Genomic DNA, 3,793 nt, shown 5'->3' with positions numbered 1-3,793 from the left:
CTTCATCTACTTTGCCATTTTTCCTAGCAGTTTCTCCACGTTCCCAATATGGATAACCTGCATCAAATCCTTTCTCCCAATTCCCTATATTTCGTATCTTGTTTAATGAAACTCGATTATGCAACCCATTAATAATTACATCTTCTCTAGATATCACTTTTTCAATATTTAGGTTAACTTCAGTCTCATCATATCCACGATTTTTTACATCGAATAATAACTCTTTCATCGCTGATTTTGAAATAGATTTCAGCATACTAAGGCTTTGCTCTGATTCTTTTTTAGTATAATTACTAACACTCATATATTCATTCATAGAATTATAACAATCGCTATAAGCACTGAAAATATAATTTGAAAGAGGCTTTAAGTCAAAGGGGCTACAAAAATCCGTGATTATCCTTCCGGCTTAGAACCAGACCTCAAATCACGGAAAGCCTTTATTTACTTGTCTTATTACACCCTTACTTATCTACCCTCGACATCAACACCACGCACTCCACATGCCTTGAGTGCACGAAAAAGATAAGCCTCCAAGTTAGCTTTTTGATACAGCTGTCTCAGCGGTTAAAAGAAAATACCTAATATGTTTCCATATCAGCTTTAATACTTAAAAATACCAAATATACTGATATAGATAGGAAACGCTTTCGTAATTGCATCATTTCTTATTGTTATTATTTTTTAGAAAATGCAAATCGAATTTAATACATGCACCACCGTCCTTTGCATTAAAGGCAACAATACTTCCACCATGCATTTCTACCAGTCTTTTTGCAATATAGAGTCCTAGTCCGGCGTTACCATCTTTGGAAGAACGGGATTCATCTCCCCTGTAAAATTTATTAAAAAGATTAGATAGATCTTTACTACTAAACCCCTTTCCTGTATCACATACTTTAAAACAAATATTATAACAAGTAATATTAGCATTAATTGTTATTGTCCCATTTTCCGGCGTATAACAGATGCAGTTCGAAACGATATTGTCAAGAATACGCTCAAGTTTTACAATATCAACAGGGCATGTCATTTTAGCCTGGTTTTCATAAGTTACATCAACTTTAAAACCTATCTTTTTATTTTTTGCCATCATCTCATAACTTTCTTTTTTATACATTAAGAAAGAGTATATATCCACTGGAGTGATATTAAGCTCTGCGCCGGACGTTTCAAGCTCTGCGGCGTAAAGCATTTTTTTGATAAGTTCCGACCCCTTATTTGCATTGTCTTTTATTACCTGTAGATATTTTTTTACTTTTTGAGTATCAACATAATTGCCTTCCAGAAGTGATTCAGCATAGCCCTGTATTACAGAAAGAGGTGTTTTCAGGTCATGGGCAAGGGCTTGAACCATCTCATGTCTTTCCTGCTCTGCTTTCCACTGTGATATTAATGACTCCTTAAGTTCGTTTTTCATTTCATTAAATGCTTTACAAAGTCTTCCAAGCTCATTATCGGCAAAATAATCTATATTAAAATCAAGATCCTTCTCTTTAACCTTTCTTGATGCATCAATAAGCATATTAACTGGCTTGCCTATATTAGCGGCAAATTTCTTTGAAAAAAGCAACGTAAAGATTACTATATAAATAAACGGAGAAAAAAAAACTACAACAAATAATGGTGCAAGCAATATTTTATCTGATGTACTTGGATAATGAGGTGTTAATGTATATGATAATGAAACTGCTCCGCTTATCTTTCCTTGAGAATCGAATACCGGGATGATTCTTACATATCTCCCATCTGTACCGATGGTAGTATTCAATTTATTATATAGATCCTCTTTGCTATTTAAAAGTTTTTTATAATCCGTCCCATATATCATATTGCCATTTTCATCCATCACCTGATACAATATACCTTCTGAAGGAATTACTTTCTCAATGAGTTGTTTTTCGCTCCTGTTTAAAAGAATTACACCTTCTTTTCTGATATAGCCTTCAATATCAGGAATTTTCTTTTCATAGTAGTTGGCCGGATATATTTTTTTATATTCAATTTTTGTATAAATAATATAACCCGCATAATACGTAGCTATTGTAGCTATTATGCTTGATATGATAATCAAAATAAACGTTATTACAAATTGGGACTTGAGAGGCTTTCTTTCCAACATATCAATACACCCGCCAAATTTCGCCTTACATTATTCTGTTAAATCGGTAGCCGATACCCCATACTGTCGATATATACTCTGTATCGGGATCAAATTCAGCTATCTTTGCCCTTATGTTTTTCACATGCTCAGTCACAGTTGAAGAATCTCCTTCTGCATCATATCCCCAAACCTTCTCATAAATCTGTTCTTTCGAAAACACCTGACCCGGATGCATTAAAAGCAGTTCTAAAATGTCAAATTCTCGTTTAGTAAGGGAAATGATATTATCATTAATATTAACCTGTCTTGATTTTAAATCAACCGACAGTCTGCCAAAGCTAATCAACACTCTCTTGTTTGAGTTATTAAGGAAGATAGCCCTTTTCTCTCTTCTTAAATGTGCATCTATTCTCGCAAGCAGTTCATTAAGGCTAAAAGGCTTTATTAAATAATCATCGCCTCCTAGGGCAAGGCCTTTTATCCTGTCAGCCTCTGACTGTCTTGCACTCAAAAATATGATCGGGCAAAAAACTGCATCCCTTATTTTTCTACAAACTTCATACCCGTCAATGCCGGGCATCATTATGTCGAGAATAATGATATCCGGCTGTTCTTGGGCTTTTTTAACACCGCTTTCACCATCATATGCTGCTAATACAATATGACCTCTTTTCTCAAGAGAATCTTTTAAAAGAGTGACTAAATCTTCCTCATCATCAATGATAAGAATCTTACTCATACCATCATGCCTCCTTTTAATTTTTCTTTAATCAGATATTTTTCTGCCTTCCCACCTTTCAAACCAAATCAAACCTCCAACCAACATAACTAAAAAAAATACTGCAGCTGGAATAAGACCCTTTATAGCCTGAACTGCGATAAAACCTGCAGATATGATTTCGGGTGGTAATTTCATACCAGGCAAATATAATAAATATGCTCCTGCTAACCCTGTTAAACGAACTGGCCATGCCCACGGTACAAATTGCCAGATCTTATTGCCCAGACTTGTTGCCATCAAAGCAGCTATTAGAATACCACCGCCGCCAATCCCAATTGATGCACCCATTCCCCATGCGAAACTTATCCATAAATGGAATGCCAATAGTGGAAGGGTTCCAATCATAGCCATTAGAGCTGCTATAATAAAAATCGGCCAGGATAGGGGTATATTCAATATAAAACTTAATCCTACTAAAAGCGCCAATGCCGCAAGTAAGGTACTTGCCGATGTCAATAAGATAAGCATTGTAAGTTTTCCAAGGTACAAATCCCTGCGCGGTAGTTTGCTTCCGAGAAAGCCGTTGAAACTGCCGGCAAGTTCCTCCTGATGTATCATAATTCCTGATATTAAACCTGTACCCAACGGAATAACCAGTGCCGTCCATACTTCAAAAAATGCCTGAAATATTGAAATTTGAGTATCTATCGTTATTGCCTTTAATGAAAAATACCATACAATAAGCGCTGCTAAAATCATAGGTGTTAAAAACGTAAGCCATCTTATAGGCGTGCGCTTTGTCTTAATCCATTCTGATATTAATATCTTCATCATCTTACCTCCCTCGTAAAATAAGTTTTAGGAGACATCAATCTCTCCCGTTCGTTAAAAAATATATTTATACAGAAATAACAAAATTAGGTTTAATGACTCGATATTGCGTGGATTTCAAGATACAATAGTCAGCG

At 35.3% G+C, this 3,793-nt stretch carries 3 protein-coding genes and 1 pseudogene; all 4 read right to left on the bottom strand.

The features are described from left to right. Nucleotides 1-382 (bottom strand): annotated as a pseudogene (locus GX348_06350) (DNA polymerase III subunit epsilon). 279 nt (nt 383-661) lie between these two features. Then, complete coding sequence (locus tag GX348_06345) at nt 662-2,122, bottom strand: HAMP domain-containing histidine kinase (GenBank protein NLP41808.1); 1,461 nt, start codon at nt 2,120-2,122, stop codon at nt 662-664. Nucleotides 2,123-2,147: 25 nt separating this feature from the next. Next, nucleotides 2,148-2,843 carry a response regulator transcription factor gene (locus GX348_06340; protein ID NLP41807.1) on the bottom strand — a complete coding sequence of 232 codons (696 nt, stop codon included), beginning with the start codon at nt 2,841-2,843 and terminating at the stop codon, nt 2,148-2,150. Between the two features lie 27 nt (nt 2,844-2,870). Next, nucleotides 2,871-3,656: a lantibiotic immunity ABC transporter MutG family permease subunit gene (locus GX348_06335; GenBank protein ID NLP41806.1), complete on the bottom strand. Its 786-nt coding sequence runs from the start codon at nt 3,654-3,656 to the stop codon at nt 2,871-2,873. Nucleotides 3,657-3,793: the final 137 nt, after the last annotated feature.

The organism is Veillonellaceae bacterium, from assembly GCA_012523975.1.
GTDB lineage: Bacteria > Bacillota > Negativicutes > JAAYSF01 > JAAYSF01 > JAAYSF01.
Note: the sequence above shows the minus strand (reverse complement) of the source record. Positions and strands in the feature narration are given on the sequence as shown.

Bases quoted from the DNA above. Each gene is read 5' to 3' on its own strand.
- GX348_06345 (NLP41808.1), bottom strand. From the start codon at position 2,122: ATGTTGGAAAGAAAGCCTCTCAAGTCCCAATTTGTAATAACGTTTATT.
- GX348_06340 (NLP41807.1), bottom strand. From the start codon at position 2,843: ATGAGTAAGATTCTTATCATTGATGATGAGGAAGATTTAGTCACTCTT.
- GX348_06335 (NLP41806.1), bottom strand. From the start codon at position 3,656: ATGAAGATATTAATATCAGAATGGATTAAGACAAAGCGCACGCCTATA.